Source organism: Desmonostoc vinosum (assembly GCF_059505385.1).
Genome location: NZ_JCACKM010000059.1, coordinates 21,808 through 41,255, shown reverse-complemented (window position 1 = coordinate 41,255; position 19,448 = coordinate 21,808). Strand labels below are relative to the sequence as shown.

At 41.1% G+C, this 19,448-nt stretch carries 16 protein-coding genes; 7 read left to right on the top strand and 9 right to left on the bottom strand.

Going from position 1 to position 19,448, the window contains the following annotated elements:
• Positions 1-206: 206 nt before the first annotated feature.
• The 3 genes from grpE to AC5JMF_RS10580 form a co-directional block, all read right to left on the bottom strand.
• Complete coding sequence (gene grpE, locus AC5JMF_RS10590; RefSeq protein ID WP_495795668.1) at positions 207-911, bottom strand: nucleotide exchange factor GrpE; 705 nt, start codon at positions 909-911, stop codon at positions 207-209.
• A gap of 328 nt (positions 912-1,239) precedes the next feature.
• Positions 1,240-1,731 carry a Dps family protein gene (locus AC5JMF_RS10585; protein ID WP_495795667.1) on the bottom strand — a complete coding sequence of 164 codons (492 nt, stop codon included), beginning with the start codon at positions 1,729-1,731 and terminating at the stop codon, positions 1,240-1,242.
• Positions 1,732-1,840: 109 nt separating this feature from the next.
• Entirely contained in the window at positions 1,841-2,101 is a 261-nt protein-coding gene (locus tag AC5JMF_RS10580; RefSeq protein WP_495795666.1) for a ParB N-terminal domain-containing protein, read from the bottom strand.
• 118 nt (positions 2,102-2,219) lie between these two features.
• On the opposite strand from AC5JMF_RS10580, the gene AC5JMF_RS10575 reads away from it, so the two are divergent.
• Entirely contained in the window at positions 2,220-3,887 is a 1,668-nt protein-coding gene (locus tag AC5JMF_RS10575; RefSeq protein WP_495795665.1) for a SpoIID/LytB domain-containing protein, read from the top strand.
• Positions 3,888-4,223: 336 nt separating this feature from the next.
• Here the strand turns inward: AC5JMF_RS10575 and AC5JMF_RS10570 are convergent, their stop codons facing one another.
• On the bottom strand, positions 4,224-4,523 hold the full coding sequence (locus AC5JMF_RS10570; RefSeq protein WP_495795664.1) for a ferredoxin: 300 nt from the start codon (positions 4,521-4,523) through the stop codon (positions 4,224-4,226).
• 257 nt (positions 4,524-4,780) lie between these two features.
• On the opposite strand from AC5JMF_RS10570, the gene AC5JMF_RS10565 reads away from it, so the two are divergent.
• The 4 genes from AC5JMF_RS10565 (at position 4,781) to AC5JMF_RS10550 (ending at position 7,832) form a co-directional block, all read left to right on the top strand.
• On the top strand, positions 4,781-5,797 hold the full coding sequence (locus AC5JMF_RS10565; protein ID WP_495795663.1) for a Gfo/Idh/MocA family protein: 1,017 nt from the start codon (positions 4,781-4,783) through the stop codon (positions 5,795-5,797).
• Positions 5,797-6,564, top strand: a complete 768-nt coding sequence (gene map, locus AC5JMF_RS10560) for a type I methionyl aminopeptidase (RefSeq protein WP_495795662.1) — start codon at positions 5,797-5,799, stop codon at positions 6,562-6,564. The genes AC5JMF_RS10565 and map overlap by 1 nt, the downstream gene beginning before the upstream one ends.
• A 59-nt stretch (positions 6,565-6,623) precedes the next feature.
• Positions 6,624-7,436, top strand: coding sequence for a DUF4058 family protein (locus AC5JMF_RS10555; protein ID WP_495795661.1), 813 nt, complete (start codon positions 6,624-6,626; stop codon positions 7,434-7,436).
• A gap of 90 nt (positions 7,437-7,526) precedes the next feature.
• Complete coding sequence (locus AC5JMF_RS10550) at positions 7,527-7,832, top strand: threonine dehydratase (protein ID WP_495795660.1); 306 nt, start codon at positions 7,527-7,529, stop codon at positions 7,830-7,832.
• A gap of 192 nt (positions 7,833-8,024) precedes the next feature.
• Here the strand turns inward: AC5JMF_RS10550 and AC5JMF_RS10545 are convergent, their stop codons facing one another.
• Entirely contained in the window at positions 8,025-10,220 is a 2,196-nt protein-coding gene (locus AC5JMF_RS10545; protein WP_495795659.1) for a lytic transglycosylase domain-containing protein, read from the bottom strand.
• Positions 10,221-10,591: 371 nt separating this feature from the next.
• Between AC5JMF_RS10545 and AC5JMF_RS10540 the strand changes: the two genes are divergently transcribed.
• A complete protein-coding gene (locus tag AC5JMF_RS10540) occupies positions 10,592-11,944 on the top strand; it encodes a lamin tail domain-containing protein (RefSeq protein WP_495795658.1) in 1,353 nt (450 codons plus the stop codon).
• A 101-nt stretch (positions 11,945-12,045) separates the two neighbouring features.
• On the opposite strand, the gene AC5JMF_RS10535 is transcribed toward AC5JMF_RS10540, so the two are convergent.
• The 3 genes from AC5JMF_RS10535 to AC5JMF_RS10525 all read right to left on the bottom strand — a co-directional run bounded on the left by AC5JMF_RS10535 (position 12,046) and on the right by AC5JMF_RS10525 (position 15,327).
• Positions 12,046-12,957 carry a hypothetical protein gene (locus tag AC5JMF_RS10535; protein ID WP_495795657.1) on the bottom strand — a complete coding sequence of 304 codons (912 nt, stop codon included), beginning with the start codon at positions 12,955-12,957 and terminating at the stop codon, positions 12,046-12,048.
• A gap of 695 nt (positions 12,958-13,652) precedes the next feature.
• Entirely contained in the window at positions 13,653-15,128 is a 1,476-nt protein-coding gene (locus tag AC5JMF_RS10530; protein WP_495795656.1) for a sensor histidine kinase, read from the bottom strand.
• A gap of 70 nt (positions 15,129-15,198) precedes the next feature.
• Entirely contained in the window at positions 15,199-15,327 is a 129-nt protein-coding gene (locus AC5JMF_RS10525) for a hypothetical protein (protein ID WP_495795655.1), read from the bottom strand.
• Positions 15,328-15,332: 5 nt separating this feature from the next.
• Between AC5JMF_RS10525 and AC5JMF_RS10520 the strand changes: the two genes are divergently transcribed.
• The gene (locus AC5JMF_RS10520; protein ID WP_495795654.1) at positions 15,333-18,215 is read left to right on the top strand and encodes a hypothetical protein; all 2,883 of its coding nucleotides are present in this window, start codon (positions 15,333-15,335) and stop codon (positions 18,213-18,215) included.
• 120 nt (positions 18,216-18,335) lie between these two features.
• Here AC5JMF_RS10520 and AC5JMF_RS10515 read toward each other — a convergent pair whose 3' ends face one another.
• Positions 18,336-18,785, bottom strand: coding sequence for a hypothetical protein (locus AC5JMF_RS10515; RefSeq protein WP_495795653.1), 450 nt, complete (start codon positions 18,783-18,785; stop codon positions 18,336-18,338).
• Between the last annotated feature and the right edge of the window lie 663 nt (positions 18,786-19,448).

The following is a 19,448-nucleotide window of genomic DNA, read 5'->3' as shown; positions in this document are numbered from 1 at the left end:
CTACGGCATAGCTTCGCTTAGAGCGACACAGGAGCGTCGCGTCATTACGAATTATTTAAGCGTTCCTACCTACACAAATAAGTTCAGAAATTAAAGCGAACTGCAATAGCTGTTTTAGTATTCCCAATGTCTACAATTTCTCAACAGGCAATGTCTATGAAAATGAAATTTACCGACAAAATTTCCGAGTTTTCTCCGTTTCCTTGCTAAACTATGTTGGATACGATGGGACTTACTTTAGCCCGATAAAGTAGCTTTTCGCCTTGACGGTAGCCAGTATAACGTACTTTAACTTGTTCCCCTGGCTGTACGTTTCCTTCCATCAATTGGTGTATCTGAGGATCATAGGATATTTCTGCTCCTACGGATGCGATCGCTTCTACTCCCCACCCTTGTAACAATTTCTCTAGAGGTTTTTGTACCAACGGCAATATTTTGACCGCTGCCAGTTCTAGATTTTCCTGCGCTTTCTGGGCTGCTGTTGGCCATTGTAATAATAAAGACTCCAGCAATTGCAAACTCGACTGCTGAAACTCCTGTAGCAATAGCTCTCGCTGCTGTTCTAATTGCAGTTGCGATCTTTGATACTCTGTTTTTAGATTTGCAACTTCTTGTAATAATTCTTGCTCAGTAGTTTTGGCAACTGAGTTTTGAGTGCTGAGTTTTGAGTTCAGTACTCGATTTTCAGTACTTGGCACTAAAAACATTGCTACTAATTCACTCAACGACACCTGTAGCACCGATGACAGCTTCAGCAACACATCTACCCGCATCTGCTCTAACTTTCCCTGACGCAATCGCAAAATTTGACGCTCTGAAACACCACTAGCACGGCTCAACGCCTTAAAACTAGAAATACCAATCCGTTGCATTAAATCCTGCAACTTCTTTGTAAAATCAGTATTGGTCATGGGGATTGGGGATTGGGGATTGGGGATTGGGGATTGGGAATTGGGGATTGGGGATTGGGGATTGGGGATTGGGGATTGGGTTAAACCTCTCATAAAAAAATCTCTCATAAATTTGAGAGACTTGGGATGATATCAAAGATTGAAGTGTTGAGTTTTGAAGGAATATTGCATATTTGAGATCAGGGGAATGAGAAAGACAAGGAAACTGGGGAGGTAGACTTCGACTTCGCTCAGTCACCGGGGAGAAATAACAAATACCCATTCCCAATTCCCCATTACCCCTAATCCCCACTTCCTCCGGGAGCGGTGGGCCGCAAGTTACCCAGTCCTATTCCTCCAACAAACTTCTCAACATCCAAGCTGTCTTTTCGTGAACTTGCATCCGCTGTGTCAATAAATCGGCGGTGGGTTCGTCGTTAACTTCGTCTACTACGGGGAAGACAGTTCGCGCTGTTCGGACTACGGCCTCTTGTCCTTCAACTAGTAAGCGAATCATTTCTATGGCTTTAGGAACTCCTGGAGTTTCTGAAATTGAACTCAGTTTAGCGTATTCGCTATAGGTTCCTGGTGCGGGATGGCCAAGCGCTCTAATTCTCTCAGCAATTAAATCAACTGCTAGGGCTAGTTCTGTATACTGTGTTTCAAACATCAAATGCAACGTTTGAAACATCGGCCCTGTTACATTCCAGTGGAAATTATGAGTTTTCAGATACAGTGTATAAGTGTCAGCCAACAGGCGAGACAATCCCTCGGCAATTTTAGCCCTACTAGCTTCGTCAATACCAATATTCACATTTTTTACTGTTGCTTGAGATGACATAATTTTCTCCTGATTTAGTAAATTTAGTTATTGGAGATTGGGAATGGACAAGAGGACGCGGGGACAAGAGGACGCGGAGAACATTTCTCCCTCATCTCCCTCATCCCCTCTACGCCAAGTGCATCTTCAGAACGCTGCGGGGAGCTTTACGGACTCTGGCTAGAATAGTTTCTTTGCCCAGACGCTGGCAAGCTTCATAACGATGGCAGCCAGAAAAGCCATAATATTGTCCATCTACTTCTAGGACATCTATCGGCTCTTGCTGCCCAATCTCCGCTATCGATTCCATCAAGACTTGCACTTTATTTTGATCATTTTGACGTGGCAACGGCCGCCGAATCTGATTTAATGGAATTTCTTGGACTCTCATTGTCAGGAGTTTTCTTAACTAGTTCTGTTTTATATCTCTAAATAAATCATAGTCGTTATGACTTCGTTTTGCAACTTTTATTTGGCGCAAAACTGCAAATGGTATCATTGGAGTACTCATGCGACAAAAACACCGCGCTAAGAACCAGTCGGAATATGGGCCCCAACGCCTCATTGAGGGGCAAAATCAGGAAACGATGAAATTTTCTTGCTGGCGTTTTTCCTGCACTGTACTAACAACATTTTGTTTATTGGGATTAACAGCTGCCTCTGGCCCAGATAGTAAGACAAAAGATATAGAACTGAGGATTGGGATTATACAGCGATTTGGAGAAAAATCAACGGCCAAGCTGCAATTGGAACCAACAAAAGGCGATCGCTTAAAATTGAGGTTTCGAGTCGGTAATAAGCAGCGAACCGTAGCCACTCAAAAGCCTGTCAAGCTGGAAACAGTGATCCAAACTTTATCCAAGCCAGCAGTTGAGGAAGTGATAGTTTTAGGTACATACCGCACCTTCGAGACTGCCGAAGACAGTGCCCAAAACTGGCGTTCTCAAGGCATAGATGTAGAAATAGCTCAGCCAGATCGCTGGCAAGTTTGGGCAAAGCGGGATACCTATAGTACTCCCCTACTACGACGGCTGCTATTGCAGAGCCTCCAAGCAACTGACAAGAAAATAGCATATCTTGATACAAAAGTTTTGCAACAAGTACCGCGAGTTAGTTGGGAAGTAGACGGTAAGCGCTACACCCCAGATTATGTAGAAATCAGCACAGACAAAAACTTGATTAAGGTGAATCAAGGCGAAAAACCAGAAAATACTCGTCTTTACGCTGGGCGATTGGATTTACAACCCAATGCGTATGGGACATATACTTTAGTCAACGAGGTGCCTTTAGAAACATATCTGCGGGGGGTTGTACCTTACGAAATTGGCACGAATGCACCAAAAGCAGCACTGGAAGCTCAAGCAATAATTGCACGGACTTACGCGTTAAGAAACTTGCGTAGATTTGCGGCAGATGACTATCATTTATGTGCTGATACTCACTGCCAAGTTTATTATGGAATAAGTGGAGCAGCGACAATCACAGATCGAGCGATCGCTTCCACTAGAGGTATGGTGCTAGCCTATGAAAACCAGCTAGTAGATGCCTTATACTCCTCCACTACTGGTGGCATTACCGCCTCTTTTAGCGATGTCTGGAATGGTGAAGATCGTCCTTATCTGCGCCCAGTAGTAGATGCTGCTACCAATTTTTGGAACTTATCGACACAAAGCCTAGCAGATGAAAAAAACTTTCAGCAGTTTATCAGTTTGCAACAAGGATTTAATGAAAGCAAGTGGGACATGTTTCGTTGGCGCAAAGAAACACCTATAGAGGATATCACCAAAGGCTTGCAGAAATTTTTACAGGTGAAAAAAAGTCCCTACGCCAAATTTAAGACAATTGAGGCAATGGCAGTAGTTCGGCGCAGCCAAAGCGGACGCATCCTTAAACTCGCTGTAAAAACAGACATTGGCATTTTTACCCTCAACAAAGATGAGGTTCGTAGTGCCTTTGCTGCCCCTAAAAGCACACTCTTTTATCTAGAACCTTTGAACAAAGGCAAATCGAATTTGTGGGGATACGCCTTCGTTGGTGGCGGATTGGGACATGGAGTTGGTTTAAGTCAAACTGGCGCTCAAAACTTGGCTAAACTTGGTTGGTCTAGTCCAAAAATTCTACAGTTTTACTATCCCGGTACTCAAATCAAAATTCTCAATCAAGAGATCAAGCTGTAATTACGAATTACGTTAGCGCAGCGGTAGCGACGTAGGAGCGTCATTACGAATTACGAATTATGTAAGGGTGTGATTAGTGGTAGCTTTTACCAAGCCCTGTTGGGGCGGGTGTAGGGGCGTAGGGCAGAGGTTTAGCCCCAACAACCCTGATATGAAAAATCAAGGGTTTGGGGAAGGTGGAGGAGTGTAGGTATTCAAAACCCTTACACTACACCCCTACTTCGACTTCTTTGCTCAAAGACGCTACGCATAGCTTGCTTAAGCGTAGGGGTACGCTCAGTAACGCACACCCTTACACCCAGTCTCAACAGGCAACCTTAGTACGTAAGTTGTATCTTAGTAAAGTGCTTCTTCTTGGTGAGTTTCAATTGTGACATCAGAAGTTGGGTAGGCGACACATGTCAGCACATAACCAGCTTGTATTTGGTCATCGTCTAAGAAAGACTGATCAGACTGGTCAACAGTACCTGATACGAGTTTACCTGCACAAGTTGAGCAAGCACCAGCGCGGCAAGAGTAAGGCAAATCAAGACCTTGTTCCTCAGCTGCGTCTAGAATATATTCATCATCAGGAACTTCAATTGTTGTGTTTAGTCCTTCTGCCTCGCTGACTAATGTCACTTTGTAAGTAGCCATTTAGTAATCCTCTCTTTTGCAAACGGCAGTATAAGTTATGCTAAAGCATTGCTACGGCTAATCTGATGATCAGTCGCTAGTTCAAATTTGCTTCAATTCTGATACTACGAGAAAAGCCAACATATGTAACTGGAATTTGAACCCGATTAGTAATGAAATTTAGTTAGTTAATACTGATAAGTTTTAGTTATAAATTATTGGTGGGGATTGGGGAACTCGGGGCCCCGCTCCCCTGCTCCCTCACATGCGTGAGAATCGTGTATAATTCAGAGGCAGCTTTGGAAAAAGCAAAAGTGCGTGTAGGTTTAGTTGGTACAGGGTATGCAGCGAAGTTACGGGCTGAGAGCTTGCTGAGTGATGAACGATCGCATTTAGTCGCAGTTGTTGGTCATACCTCAGAAACAACACAAGCCTTTGCCAAAGAATATCAAACCGAAGCATTGACTTGTTGGCAACAGCTAGCAGAGCGCGAAGATGTAGATTTGGTGATAATCTCTACAATTAATCGAGATCATGGAGCGATCGCTCGTGCGGCACTCACTAATGGTAAACACGTAGTTGTTGAATATCCCCTTAGCGTGGATCTGGTGGAAGCTGAGGAACTCATCGCCTTGGCTAAAGCTCAACAAAAACTACTGCACGTTGAACATATTGAAGTTTTGGGCGGATTGCATCAAGCTTTAAAGCAACACTTAGCAAAGATTGGTAAGGCTTTCTATGTTCGCTACAGCACGATCAATCCCAGTAATCCTGCTCCCCGCAAATGGACTTATAACCATGAGCTTTTCGGCTTTCCCTTAATTGGAGCGTTATCTCGATTACATCGACTCACTGATTTGTTTGGTGAAGTTTTCACGGTTAACTGTCATCAGCGATATTGGGAAGTTGAACCAGAATATTACCAGACTTGTTTTTGCATTACTCAGTTGTGCTTTAGTAGCGGACTGCTAGCGCAAGTAGTCTACGGCAAAGGTGAAACCATTTGGCAACCAGAACGTAAGTTTGAAGTTCACGGCGAAAACGGTGGATTGATTTTTGATGGCGATACAGGATGTTTTATCCAGCAAGGAGAAACAATACCCATAGAGATTGGGACTCGCCGGGGTTTGTTTGCCAAAGATACGAGCTTGGTATTAGACCATCTATTTGACGGTACTCCTTTATACGTCACTCCAGAAGAAAGTTTGTACACCTTGAAAGTCGCTGATGCTGCCAAAAGAGCTGCACACTCAGGGCTAACTATATTTGTGAATGATAATTTAGACAAAATTTAATGAAGAGTGAAACAATAGTTATCTTATCCCAGAGAGAATTAGACAAAATGCGTCAAGCAGGACGCTTGGCAGCCAAACTTTTACAGCACCTAGAACCAATGGTGAAGCCAGGAGTGAGTACCCTAGAACTCAATGATGAAGCCGAACGCTGGACGCAGGCTTATGGAGCAAAAAGCGCACCGCTTGGCTATAAAGGCTATCCTAAATCAATCTGTACCAGTGTGAATGAAGTAGTCTGTCATGGTATTCCCAATGCTAAGCAGATCCTCAAAGAAGGTGACATCATTAACATTGATGTGACGCTGATTGTTGAAGGCTACCACGGCGATACATCTAAAACATTCTTTGTCGGTACTCCTTCCCCAAAAGCGAAAAAGCTAGTAGAAGTGACGAATGAGTGCCGTAGTCGAGGAATTGCGGAAGTCAAACCAGGGGCGCGGATTGGAGATATTGGTGCAGCTATTCAAGAATATGCTGAAGCCCAAGGCTTTTCTGTAGTTCGAGACTTTGTTGGGCATGGTATCAGTAACATTTTTCACACTGCGCCAAATATCCCTCATTATGGTACACGTGGCAAAGGTAAGCGGTTAAGACCAGGGATGGTTTTTACTATTGAACCGATGATTAATGAAGGTACTTATGAGGTGGAAGTTCTCAGCGATGGATGGACTGCTGTAACACGCGATCGCAAGCTTTCAGCCCAATGTGAACACACCCTAGCAGTGACTGAAGAGGGTGTAGAAATTTTTACCTTACTTGAAGAGTAGGAAAGCTTTGCTGTGCGATTTAAAATGAAATCATCGCCAGCATTCTGATGGAATTGTTTATGTCTTACAACTTTCCAGGAATGAACCCTTACCTAGAAGCTCCCGTATTATGGCAAAAAATACATAAGCGGGCAATTGTGGCGATCGCAGACTCATTATCTCCACAATTGCGCCCTAAATACATCGTGGACATCGAAGAACGAGTTTATCAAACTAGTGGAGAAGATTCTTTGTTGGTTGGTATTCCCGATGTAGCAGTACAGCGTCAAAATAATGCCATCAACTCACAAACTGCACATGTGGCGATCGTCTCACCAAAAACCCAAGCTGTAAAAGTGACAGTTCCGATACCTGAAACTATCACAGAAAGTTATTTAGAGGTGCGAGAGGTAGCCACAAGGGAAGTAGTAACAGTAATTGAAATTCTTTCCCCGAAAAATAAACGTTCTGGAGAAGGACGCCGCGCCTATGAAAGAAAGCGTCAGCGAGTACTAAGGAGTTTCACCAATCTGGTAGAAATTGATTTATTGCGAGATGGCAAACCAATGCTAGTTTTTGGTGATGGGACACAGAATGATTACCGAATTTTAGTAAGCAAAGGAGAAAGTCGTCCCCAAGCTGATCTATACGCCTTTAACTTGCCGGAGGTAATTCCTTCATTTCCCTTACCACTGCGAAATGGTGATAGCGAACCCTTGGTAGATTTGCAGACTATACTATCTGGAATTTATGAACGCGCGGGTTATGAATTAGTTATAGATTACAACCAACAGCCAATACCAAAATTGTCTGAAGCAAATGCAGTTTGGCTAGATGCACTTTTGCAAGACAGAGGATTACGTCCAAAGGGAACAGGGAAACCACGTTGTTAAAGGTGGGATTATGGCACTATTTTTGTCTTGCTATCACGTTATTATGAAATTAAGTAACGATGATATTAAGCAATCATAGAGGGGTCTGCCATGTTTCGTTTACCTCCATTCATTCGGAACTTGTTTATTCGGATTGAAGGCTTTTTATCTTTTGTTTTCGGTAGCATTTGGGGTGCTATAAAAAGTTTCTTTGGTTTTTTTGGTAAACTCTTTGGATTGAGTGATTCGGGTTATTTCTTAGCGTCTGATGAGACACAAGGCGTCAAGCAGGCTCAACAGCCAATTGAAACTAAGCAAGACACTACTCCAGAAATTCCCGCTACTACTCGTCGCCGTCCCAATGCCAGAACAGAAGATTACTACTTGAATATGGCTCGTGATCTGAAAAAGAGATAAGCTCAACAACAATATTGTCTTGGATACCTAATTTAGACAAATGAGCCTGTAATTGAGCCTGCATTTTCTGTTTATCTAAAATTACACTCATTCTTAGATGCACTATCTTTTTAGGCTGTAAACTCGCTGCTTGTGGACTTGTGTATACACCGTAGCTCCGGGAGCGGGGGGGCTTGAGTTCCCCAGCTCCCATCACTGCGTCGGTAATTGCGGGTGTTGAGATGAGTATTTGGCGACGATGCTGGAAATCTCAGGATTATAAAGTCTGAGGTAATTCCAGTAGTTACCAAATACTTGGCGCACGTAATTTTTGGTTTCGTCAAAGGGAATTTCTTCGACAAATTCGTCTGGGTCTTCTTTTGACAGAGTTTGTAGCCATTTGGAAACGTTGCCAGGGCCAGCATTGTAACTGGCGATCGCCAGCAAGGAGTTATTGTTATATTGCTGATGGGTATGATCCAAATACCATGTCCCTAACATGATGTTGTTATTGGGATCTTCTAAGTTGATTTGTTTGCTGTCTAGCTGAATTTTGGGGGCTATCCATTTGGCGGTGTCTGGCATTACCTGCATTAAACCAGTAGCGCCAACAATAGATTTGATTTTAGGCTCAAACCGAGATTCTTGCCGAATGAGGGCAGTGACTAGCAAAGGATTAAGTTGACGTTCAGTAGACCATTTTTGAATCACTTGGAAGTAGGGAAATGGATAACGGGCTTGCCAGTAAGTAATTTGTTTGCTGAGAGTTTGGTATTGAGCTTGTTGTTCGGGTGTTTCTTGGTCTTCGACTTTGGAAATTTGATCAATTCCAGAGATGTTTTCTCCCCTTGCCAATCGCATCAAGCCTTCGGTAAATTGCTCTGCAACGGTAGGCTGAGTTTTGTTTTGAAATTCTGTTTGCCATTGCAACCATGCATCGCGGTCTTGACCTAAAAGATATAATTCCTTAAAGGTTTCCGAGCCTGCGGTAGGTACAGGACGCTCGGGTGAAACGATTTCGGGATTTAATTGGCGCACGTTGTCAAAGTTGCCAACATTGAGTCCCAAAAGTGATGCGGCTCGCCATGCATAGTAAGAGTATGGAAACTGACTAATCACATATTCATACGCAGTTTTGGCTTCCTGCTGTTTTCCTAGTGCAGTCGCCCATTTACCCACCCAAAAACCTGCTCTAGGAGCCAAAATACTGTTGGGATTTTTGGTAACGATTGGTTCTGCCCATTGCCATGCACCTATGTAGTCTTTAACTTTGGCTTTATCTTGCGCTACTTTCCAGCGATATTCTGCTGCTTCTTCAGAATTTTCGTACTTAGCGATGAGTAGTTGCCAAGCTGCGTTAGCTGACTTTTGATCTTTGAGAGTTTGGAAAGTCTTAGCTTTTTTGGCGACTGCTTTGCTAGCTTGTTCGGGAAATTTATTGATTACTTGGTCAAGATATGGTATCGCATCTTTACCTGTTTTTGACATTTCTGCTAAACGCAAAAGAGCAGTCCCTGTTTCTTTGGCATTGGGAAATTGCTGTACCAGTTGTTTATAGGTGGCGATCGCAACTTCTCTATCTTTGCCTCCTACCTGCAAACCTCTGGCTGTTCGGTAAAGGTTGAGGGGTGTTTTGGGTGCTTTGGCATAAGCTGTGGCTGCTTTGCGAAATTGATTATTTCCCCAGTAGGCTGCACCAATAATTTCCCATTCTGCGGGTTTGAGGGTTGGTTGTTTGATTAGTTGATCCAATACACCCACCGTTCCTGCTTGATCGTAGGCGTATTTTGCCAAAATCAACTGTAATTTTGGCTGATTGGGATTTTCTTGTAGTCGTTTGCGAATGATTTCCCAACTTAGGGGATGAGAAGGAAATTGGGCGATCGCTTGTTCTTGTTCCTTGGGTTGGGCAATCAGATATAGGGCTTTAACTGCTGCGGCTTCTTTGGGATAAAGCTTTAACACTTTGCGCCTGAGATCTGAAGCTTTGCCATCCTCACCCAGCAAATCTTGTGCTTGCGCCTGTTTGAGCAAAACATAAGGTGCGAGGGTGGGATAATTTTTATCCAGTCCTTCTAGTAAAGTCAGCGCTTTTTGGGCTTGCGTTCTTTCAATAAAATCACTCGCCAATAGGTAACGGGCGCGTTCCCGATCTGGCGAAGAGGATTGTTGAGCGATCGCTGCTAATTTTGTGGCTCGTTCTGGCAGAGATTGTGATATGAGTGGGAATACAGCTGACTTGGCTTTGTTTGCCTCAGATATTTGTTCAGACTGGTTTTTACCCAGCTTGAGCAATTGCCCCAAGGTTCTTCCCATCTCAGGTGCTGACACCATCGCACCCGCCAAAAAGGCGAACAGTGCAGCACCAGCAAGTATAGAGATTTGTTTTTTTTGTAGTTTCTTCAGCATGAATACTCGCTGAAAATTTCCGATCAATTTCCTGAAACTTTAGCATTCCTGGCCGGAAGTGTTATTAATTTTTAATCTTAGATTTTTAATTTCGCGTAGAAAAATGTTTTTGCTGAACTTTTAGCGTACTCATGATTTCATCCCATCTATCCATGGTATGTAGTTAGTTCAGGATGAGGAGGATGTGGTACCCTGCGGGTTCTGCTTCGCAGTACGACTCCGCTCACCAACCGGGGGACGCGGGGGACGCGGGGACGCGGAGAATAATCAATGACAAATGACAATTCCCCATTCCCAATTCCCCACTCCCTACTCCCTACTCCCTACTCCCCATTTTCAAGTATTGCTAACAATAACCGGAGGTATATTTTATGAACGATATCTATCAACAGATCTGGAATAGCGATGACAACGGATTTTCTGTTAGTTTGAGAAGTGGAGACAGTTGGCAAAATCCAGATGCTGATATTCTTTTGGATTTGCAGACAGAAGCAAGCGGCAAAACCAATATCGATCTAGCTACTCAGCCTCTGTTTTTCAAAGTCAATGAAGAAAAATTAGAGGGTAAAACTTACACTACTTTTATCAATCTTCTAGATAATTTTATTGCTAATTTCCGTTCTGAAGAAATTCTCACAGCGCCAGAACAAGAAGAAATCGAGAGATTTCTTGATGCCATTCAATCTACTAACCCAATGAAGTTGGCGTTAGAGTACATTAATCAAGAACTGGGAGAAAATCTTTCAGAGCCAAAATTTCGCTCTAAAATTAAACAGATTTGGTTTGAGTTATTCACTAACTACTATCAAGGAAAATCTACGAACTTCTGCTCTGGCTTTGAACATGTTTTTGTAGGAGAAGCAAAATATGACGAAAATTTCCGCAGCACTAGGGATAGAACACAAAATTTAGGAGAAATTTCTGGTTATCACTCCTGGATTAAGTTCTACATTGATGAAAAAGTTCGGAATGTTAACTTTCTTGGCTACAAATATGATTTACAAGGTGATGAAATACCTAAAAATCCAAATGTAGTAACTTTGCAAATGCTACAGTATTTAACTAATGTTCGAGGCGAAGTAATTGCTCAACTATTCAAGAAAAAAGGTGGTTTCTTTGTCGGCCCTAGTCCAGAGTGCGAAATTGCCATGGGAACTGTTGCTTACTTTGAGAGTATCAATGACAAAGTTAAGCAAGATAAACGGCGTACTACTATTAATAGTGGTCTCTACGATTTAGTCATATACCGTAACATCACAGTTAATGGTAGTCGAGGAGAGTTTATTCGTTCATTCTTTCCGATATTTCTCGGCAATAAAGGCACGGAAATATCACCAGAGATTCCTAAAGATCGTCCTGATGTGGAAGTTGTACCAGTAGAAATTAATAATAACGAATCGGTAATAATTGTAGAAGCATTAGCAAATCCTGTAGGTGCAGAGGATAGAGGAGAATGGGTAAAATTACAAAATATCACAGATGAACCAATTAACTTAACAGGTTGGGAGATGCGTGATAAAGCAGGTCGTCCTCAACCATTGAGTGGTATTTTGCAACCCAATGAAGTTAAACAGTTTAGAATTACTCGCTCTAATCCCAATTCAATGCAATTAAGTAATCGAGCTGGATTGATTACTGTCAATAATAAACAATCACAAATTGTAGCTGCTGTTAGATACAACCGTGCTAATAGTGGCGAAATTATCCGCTTTGAGCGAACTTAAATAGGGGCTGGGGTGTGGTTCGACTTCGCTCACCATTCCCCATACTTCGACTGCTTCGACTATGCTCAGCACAAGTCCGCTCAGTACAAGTTCCCAATTCCCTAATTCAAGAATACTGAACCGTTTCGCTGAATTCTCATTGCACTTCTACCTTCGCTTGCATCACCTGTTTCATTAAATCTGACTTCTAACATTCCTGCTTGTGAAGATGGTTGTGGAGTAACCAACAAAAATCCACCATCTTCTCGTTGGAATGTAATTGTAATTGGGGTGCTTAAACTTTTTAGCATTACATCCGACCTACCTTGTAGCGATCGCGGTGCAGTATCACCGATTACTTGGTAAGTCACTTTAGCCATAGTATCATTTACCAACCTGACGTTAACCCTACCATCTGCTAGTGCGATCGTTGTAACGGGGGGTTGTTGTGGTGCTACTAATGGTTGAGTTGTAGGGGTTTGTGGGCTGACTGGAACTGCTTGAGTGGGTCGATTTCTAGGGGTTCGTGGGCTAACTGGGACTGTTTGATTTGGTTGAGTTGTAGGGGTTTGTGGGCTGACTGGGACTGCTTGAGTGGGACTCGTCTCTCGTACTTGCTGTTGTTGGGTGAAAGCATTCGGTGGACACCCTTGAGGGACTAAGCTTCTACTGTTGAAAGGGTCTTCGTAAAAAACACGAGGGCAAGGATTAAGCGCTGTAGGAGTTCCTGTCTGGGGTATTTCTCCACCAACCCCTAGTCCAGGTTGAGAAGGTGTTGAGGTTGTAGGACTAACAGGAAGTAGCCCTTGAGCTGCTAATCTTTGAGTCAAAGCATTAGGTGGACATCCTTGAGGAACCACAACTCGATTGTTGTGTGGTTCTTCATAAAAAATACTAGGACAGGGGTTAACTTTAGATGTAGGCTGCTGTGCTAAAGCTGCTTGAGGAATTACTGGCAAGCTAATTAGTAATCCTCCGCATATAGCACCGACTAATTCAGCCGACTTGCGGAAATTTTGACAATACTTATTCATTTTTGCCTCCTGATAAAATATCTAAATACTAATTTGTAATTGAGAGAGTCAGATATTATCTGAATTTTCGGGCTTGAGAAAATTTAGTATTATTATGCTTGGCTAACAATGGCTAAAATTGATGCCATTAAAATAGTAAACAAAACTAAAATAGTTTTGTCTAGATTCTATAAACTTAGAGGTTGTTTGAAAAGTCTAAATTAATACTAACCCCGGCGATTAGAAATCGCGACTATACAGACAAAACCCACCTCTGTGAGTTTCAAGAACTCGATTTTCCGTGTTTTCCAAAGGAGATGGACTTCGCTTGTGTAATAGCAAATTATATTTGTCCAAAACTTTTCAAACATCCTCTTAAATAAGCTTTATCTTAAAACTATAAATACGTGATAACTATTTCCTCTAACCATAGAAGTGAAAAAATAATAAATTTAAATATATTTTTCAGCCATAAGTAGGAAGTAAATTAGGGGCTAGGGATTAGAGGCTAGAGTGTAACTCATGCAATTAAAATTATGTGCCATATCAAAGCCAACAGTTTGTACAACTACTTTAGAAAAATATAAAGAGTCATAAAAATATTAAACTGCTAGCCGCTCAAGTGATGGCTAAATATTGCACCTGTTGTTATATCAACTTAGTAAATAAGTTTATTTTTCTTCATCTGTCACAGGAAACAAATATTTATTGCAGAATTATGACTCCAGAGTTATTGGTAAAATGACGATCAAAGTCGTGCCTTTACCAACGATGCTTTCTACGTGAATTTGACCTTGGTGATGTTCCACAATAGCTTGAGCGATCGCTAGCCCCAATCCTGAACCAGTAGTACTTTCTTTTGCTGTATTTCCCGTTCTATGGGTACGGGCTGGGTCTACGCGGTAAAAACGGTCAAATAAGTGTGGTAATTCCTCGGCTGGAATGCCAATACCAGTATCAGTTACTTTTATTTGTAACTGGGCGCTGGCGTAACGTAATCCCGAAACTCGATTCACTCCATCTAAACGTGCTAATTCTACGTTCACCCGTCCTTTGGTTGGCGTATACTGCAAAGCATTACCAATTAAGTTGGTAGAAAGGCGAGCTAGTTGATCCCAGTTACCCGCAAGCGTAAACCAACTGTCAAGTAATTCCGGGTTGGTTTCAGAAGCAGGAGGATCAACCAGCTTTAGATAAAGCATGATTTCTTTTTCCGCAGCTAGCAGTTGTTGTTCTTCCACTACATCCATTAGCAAAGCATCCAACGGGCAAGGTGCAAAAGTATCTTTGCTCATACCGCTATCCTGTCGTGCTAAAAAAAGTAGGTCATTGACTAACTTACCTAAACGCTGCGTTAACCGTTCCACCACCTTTAATTGTTGCCGATATTGTGAAGAAGTATTTTCGGCTGGTGCTAACTCTAAATCAGCAAGGGCGACTTGCACATTAGTTTGAATCAAAGTGATGGGGCTTCTGAGTTCGTGAGAAGCATCAGCCGTAAATTGCTTGAGGCGTTGGTAAGACTCACCCACTGGTTCCATGGCTTTACCCGAAAGAAACCAGCCACTCGCGGCTACAGAAAGCAGCATCAAACCAGTACCTAATGCCAAATCAAATATTAATTGGCGACTGGGTTTAGTGACTTCAAACCAGGGATGACTAACGCGCAAATATCCCAATACTTGGCGTCCAACTTCTACCCGTTGTGTGACTTGTCGTAATAGGAGTGGGGAGTGGGGAGTGGGGAGTAGGGAGTGGGGGAGTTTGTTACTTTCCCACCTTGCCTTTTCTTGCTTGACTATGCGTACAGTTTCGCCAGTGCGGTTGGTACGAATGGGAATATTTAGGGGTTCGGATAGAGTTGACCACAGTAATTCCCCAGTTGGGTTGAACCATTCTAAATCAATGTGGTCGTCTTCTACCGTGTCGGCATTGTTGCGGAGACTGGCTTCTATATTGATGCGAAACTGATCAACGCCGCTGTTAATTGGTTCGATGACTAGCGTAGATGCACATCGGCTTGTCGTTAGACATCGCTCGACTATCTCTACTACGTGGTTAAGTGTATCGTCAATTCGCTCTACTAGGGTACTGCGGACATATAAGTAAACACCGCTAGCAAATAGCAGTAGTAATACGGCAGTTACGGTAGTATACCACACAGCAAGACGGCGACGAGTAGCTTGAAACATATTTTTGTAGTTAACGCAATCTCTTTTTTTACGTATTTATACAGTTAATTCATAGTGATTTTTTTCATTTTTAGTGATTCTGCTGAGGTTTAATCTCTGCTTGGAGGTTAGAGTCTACTTGCAGTAAATCTACGGATGCTTGTTTCATTCTGTACGTAATAAATAGCAAGGTTTTGCTCACATCAACACTAAAAATCATCACTAATGAGACTCACAATAAATATACGTATTATTTTTTTATGGTTGCTTTCACCTACTATTCTAATAAAAGTAGTATTTACTGAAGTAGTTGCGATCGCCTTAGCATCAAACAATCAAAATGACATTGATGTAGTCGTAGTTCATAGTGCAATCTCTAGTGAAAACTTTCAACCGTCTTTTAAAAGTTCGCATAAGTCGGTAACACAGCCAAAACAGAGTCAACCAAGCTTACCGAAAACAGCACAGCTAGGCGAGTTTATCATCGCTGATGTCATCCCCATCGAAGATTTTAAGGTACAACCTCCCAAACCACCCGAACGAGATGATAATGAACCGGAACCAGGCACAACTAAACCATCAAATTTAAATCAAAAAAAACCATATACACCAACGCAACAAATCCTCATTCAGAAACTGCGTCAAGCTAAAAAGCAATATCAAAAAAAAGTAGTTCTTGATGCTCTTACATCTAGTGCTAGTAAATACTCTTGGATTGTTAATCCTACAGATAATCTGACTTTCAATGCTCAATCATTTAAACCTAATGAAGACGAAAACTACATAGAGACAGAGATTAATATTAGAGAGTCACAAGAAAGTCAGATTATTGATAAATTTACATATGCTAATTTCCCAAAAAATGATCAATTTTATTGGGTTATTAATAATAATCGGTTGGTATTTGAAACTATAGGTTCACAAGCGGGTGTTATTTATCAAGGAAGAGAAACAGACACATACATCACTCAAAATGTGACATCAAGTCAATCATTTTGGGGATTGCAAACCCTGGTAAGCTTACCATCTGATTTTGAAGCTTTAGATGGAGAAGTTGATAGTAACTTGTCTATCGTTTCCATCGCAGGACAAGTAATTAATCCTCAAAATATACCTGCTGGCAGAGTTGTAATTAATAGCGGCGTTGATTTACAAAGCGCTAACGTCACAGTATTAGAAAATCGTACACCAATTATTGGTAGCGGTTCTACTTATAGCCCCGATGGTGGCGAAGCTTTATTCCAAGCCTTAGATGCTAGCAATACTCCTCAAATTATCCAAGGCTTCCCAACAATTGACTTAAAACCTCTGTTAGACGATGGCAACACTAGACTCCGAGAAGGAGAAATCATTCCCAATAACGTATTAGAAGCAGCTGGTATTTTTTGGGGAGACATTATTACTGGAGAAGGCTTTGGTTTTTCAGCCCCAGTGACTTCATCACCAGGTATTAAGATTGCTCAGCGTAGCAAATTTGATAACTATGATTTATTGAATATAGCAGTCAATCCTTTCCTTACCCCAACAGAAAGAGATTTACATTATCTGAATTCTTTATTTTGGGTATCTTTTGGCAAAAGGACACCCACCGCTGAGACTCTATCTGAAGAACAAGAAACTTATAATTGGTACAGATTCTACGTCAGCTATCCTCATAACCGTAGTATCTTGCAATATGATCCTGTAGAAGTTAGTGCCACTTATTCTAATATTTTTGCTGCTCCAGGATTTTCTCTAACACTGAATGCCAGCGATGTTAGTATTGATTCTACGCAAACTATTAATTCCACATTAGGAATGGCATTGGGTGGAATTTTTGAAGCGATTGAAATCGATAAAATTGACCAAAGCTTAGCAGAAGCCCGTCAAGCATTTAAGAATGGAGAAGGTTTTGCACCTTTAAATACAGCTGCAAAACCTTTTCAAAGAAGACAAATTAATCAAAGACTGAATCGTACCTTAGCTTATGCTAATTCAGCAAGTCGCCTAGCACAAGTTTCTGGAACTTTCACACTACCAAGCAAAATTAATCCTAATGACTCGAATATCCTACAAATAAGGACAGGGAATCATCGACGAGCAGTTCAGTTTTTAGAAAGAAAAATTAAACTTTTAGTTCCAGGTGATACATACTTCTCACAATTAAATCTTTCTAACGAAAAGTTTGGCCCTCTGACTTTTGCTGGAATTCCAGTACCTTTGAATAACACTTCAATTAATCCTATAAATGAGTCTTCTGCTGCACAAATTATTGTTACCGACTCTCAAGGAAGACAATTTGTACAGAATTATAACTCTGAGGATAATACAGTCATACCGCTTAACGTCCGTTCATTTGATTTAGCATTCGATTATATGGAACTCACCAGAGTTGACAAAATAGGTACTACTTTTAAAAACTTTTCTGGTGATTTATTATTGCCTTCTGTTGAGCTATTAACAGCAGGCTCGTCAGGTGACTTTAACTATAGCGCTAGTTTAGGAACTTGGTTCAATATAGATGCTAACTCAGCCCCAGGCGTTGATAACAATAATTTGGGGTTAGAAGAACCAAGTTTTGGTATATATAGTAATATTTTACTTAACTATATTAAGACATATGTACATTTAGACTCAGCAAAAAGACCTGTTGCGATCGATAATCATGTACCATTTTTGAGAATTACCTGGAATAGCGCTTCAAATAGAAATAATCCTTTTACTACTTTCCTGAGTTACTTTTTTGAACATCAAGAAAAGACATTTGGATACTCTTTATCTCCTGGCATAGCATTTGTTGAAGATAACAGTAATGGAGAATTATTAGGACTTTTTAATGGACAGTTTAGTACTAGCAGTGGTTTGAATCTTAAAGCAAGTTTAGAGCTAGGTAAAGAAACTTTCTTTGAAATCCAAGGTTTGCATAGAGTAGTTCCTAACTTTTCTCTTGGAACTTATTTTAAAAATTACAGTGTGGGCAATAGAGGTTTGAATACTAGAGTTTCTGGTTTTACCTATGGAGGTATTTTCAAGTATAACTTTCCCGACAATAATGTTTTTATAGAAACCAGAATTGGTACAGGCGATAGTGGATTTGAACTTCAGCTTCAAGGTGGTTATCGATTCTAATTTTAGTGTTTGTAGATGCGCCTGATGTAGTAGACATGATCAATCATGCAAAGTATAAAAATCGCCTATTTAATATTCCTGAAGCACTTTGCAGTATAGCAATTACGAATTACGCAAAGTTTATTCCATAGCTCCTGATAAATCTTGAAATCCACCCGCCTGAATAATAGCTGCTGCATCTTCTAGGTTGTTGACGTTTTTTAAAGCTTGCACTGTTTGCCCTGTCACAGAGACAAAGGGATTATTATTAATAGTTGTAGTACTTGCAGGTGTTCCCGCAGAAATAGAAAGAGATTTTATACTTTCATTAGTTGTGCCTAAATTGTTAAAAGTGGGTGTAATTGTCAAAGTAGGGTTAGAACCTGAGTTAAAATACAGACCTTCCGGTAAGAACACTTCACCACTCAAGCTTTGATAAGCACCAGAAGGCCGGACTATTGTTACAGCACTACGGACAACAGCTTGGTCTGCATTTGCTGGAGCTATCAACAAATTACTTATACCTGCTAAGCTCAATAGGCAAGCACTTCCTTTGATTGTTATAGATAATTGGCTAAATAATTTATTCATGATTCATCAACTCTTGATATTTTTTGGTTTCACGCCATGCACAAATTCCTCCAAAGTGTCATTCCATGTGGCATGGCAGCATTAGAGTTAAGCATGGCGTGGTTTTGTATTTGTAATCTAATCATGACTTTTAATCAGGATTTGAGTACTACGATACTGAAATTTTTTGTAGTATTAAAGTTAACTAAAAGGGAAAGCAATTCAATACCAAAAAACCCGGTTTCTTATTGCAGAAATCGGGCTTTCGTATATTTATTGTTATTTGAATACTGACAATTGCTGAAAATAAATAAAATTATTATACAAAATTCTCTTTCAGTATTTTTAATAGCTGCCAGTAGTGGATTGTTTCACTGTATTAGATTGAAGAGGTATAGGTTAGATTTCGTTCCTCAACCCAACCTAATAGCGAGGCAAGCTTAAAATATTGGGTTCAAAAAATCTAGGTTACTCAACCCAACAAATTAAACTTGCTGTGCCACTACAATTTTTTGCATTATTTTAGCTGTGTCAGTTTAGTAGAGTGTGTTGTCGCCAAGCGTCGCACCACCAATAATTTTAGGTGCGTTAGGACTGATGTCCATAACGCACCTAACCAGATTCCTTATTTTTAAACACTAAAGTGCTTAGGCATCAAGTAAAAATAAGTAGTGCGAGCATCTT

Coding starts and splice junctions, on each gene's coding strand:
- AC5JMF_RS10535 (WP_495795657.1), bottom strand. CDS start 12,957: ATGAATAAGTATTGTCAAAATTTCCGCAAGTCGGCTGAATTAGTCGGT.
- AC5JMF_RS10545 (WP_495795659.1), bottom strand. CDS start 10,220: ATGCTGAAGAAACTACAAAAAAAACAAATCTCTATACTTGCTGGTGCT.
- map (WP_495795662.1), top strand. CDS start 5,797: ATGAAGAGTGAAACAATAGTTATCTTATCCCAGAGAGAATTAGACAAA.
- AC5JMF_RS10525 (WP_495795655.1), bottom strand. CDS start 15,327: ATGATTTTTAGTGTTGATGTGAGCAAAACCTTGCTATTTATTACGTAC.
- AC5JMF_RS10555 (WP_495795661.1), top strand. CDS start 6,624: ATGTCTTACAACTTTCCAGGAATGAACCCTTACCTAGAAGCTCCCGTA.
- AC5JMF_RS10575 (WP_495795665.1), top strand. CDS start 2,220: ATGCGACAAAAACACCGCGCTAAGAACCAGTCGGAATATGGGCCCCAA.
- AC5JMF_RS10570 (WP_495795664.1), bottom strand. CDS start 4,523: ATGGCTACTTACAAAGTGACATTAGTCAGCGAGGCAGAAGGACTAAAC.
- grpE (WP_495795668.1), bottom strand. CDS start 911: ATGACCAATACTGATTTTACAAAGAAGTTGCAGGATTTAATGCAACGG.
- AC5JMF_RS10585 (WP_495795667.1), bottom strand. CDS start 1,731: ATGTCATCTCAAGCAACAGTAAAAAATGTGAATATTGGTATTGACGAA.
- AC5JMF_RS10530 (WP_495795656.1), bottom strand. CDS start 15,128: ATGTTTCAAGCTACTCGTCGCCGTCTTGCTGTGTGGTATACTACCGTA.
- AC5JMF_RS10540 (WP_495795658.1), top strand. CDS start 10,592: ATGAACGATATCTATCAACAGATCTGGAATAGCGATGACAACGGATTT.
- AC5JMF_RS10580 (WP_495795666.1), bottom strand. CDS start 2,101: ATGAGAGTCCAAGAAATTCCATTAAATCAGATTCGGCGGCCGTTGCCA.
- AC5JMF_RS10520 (WP_495795654.1), top strand. CDS start 15,333: ATGAGACTCACAATAAATATACGTATTATTTTTTTATGGTTGCTTTCA.
- AC5JMF_RS10515 (WP_495795653.1), bottom strand. CDS start 18,785: ATGAATAAATTATTTAGCCAATTATCTATAACAATCAAAGGAAGTGCT.
- AC5JMF_RS10550 (WP_495795660.1), top strand. CDS start 7,527: ATGTTTCGTTTACCTCCATTCATTCGGAACTTGTTTATTCGGATTGAA.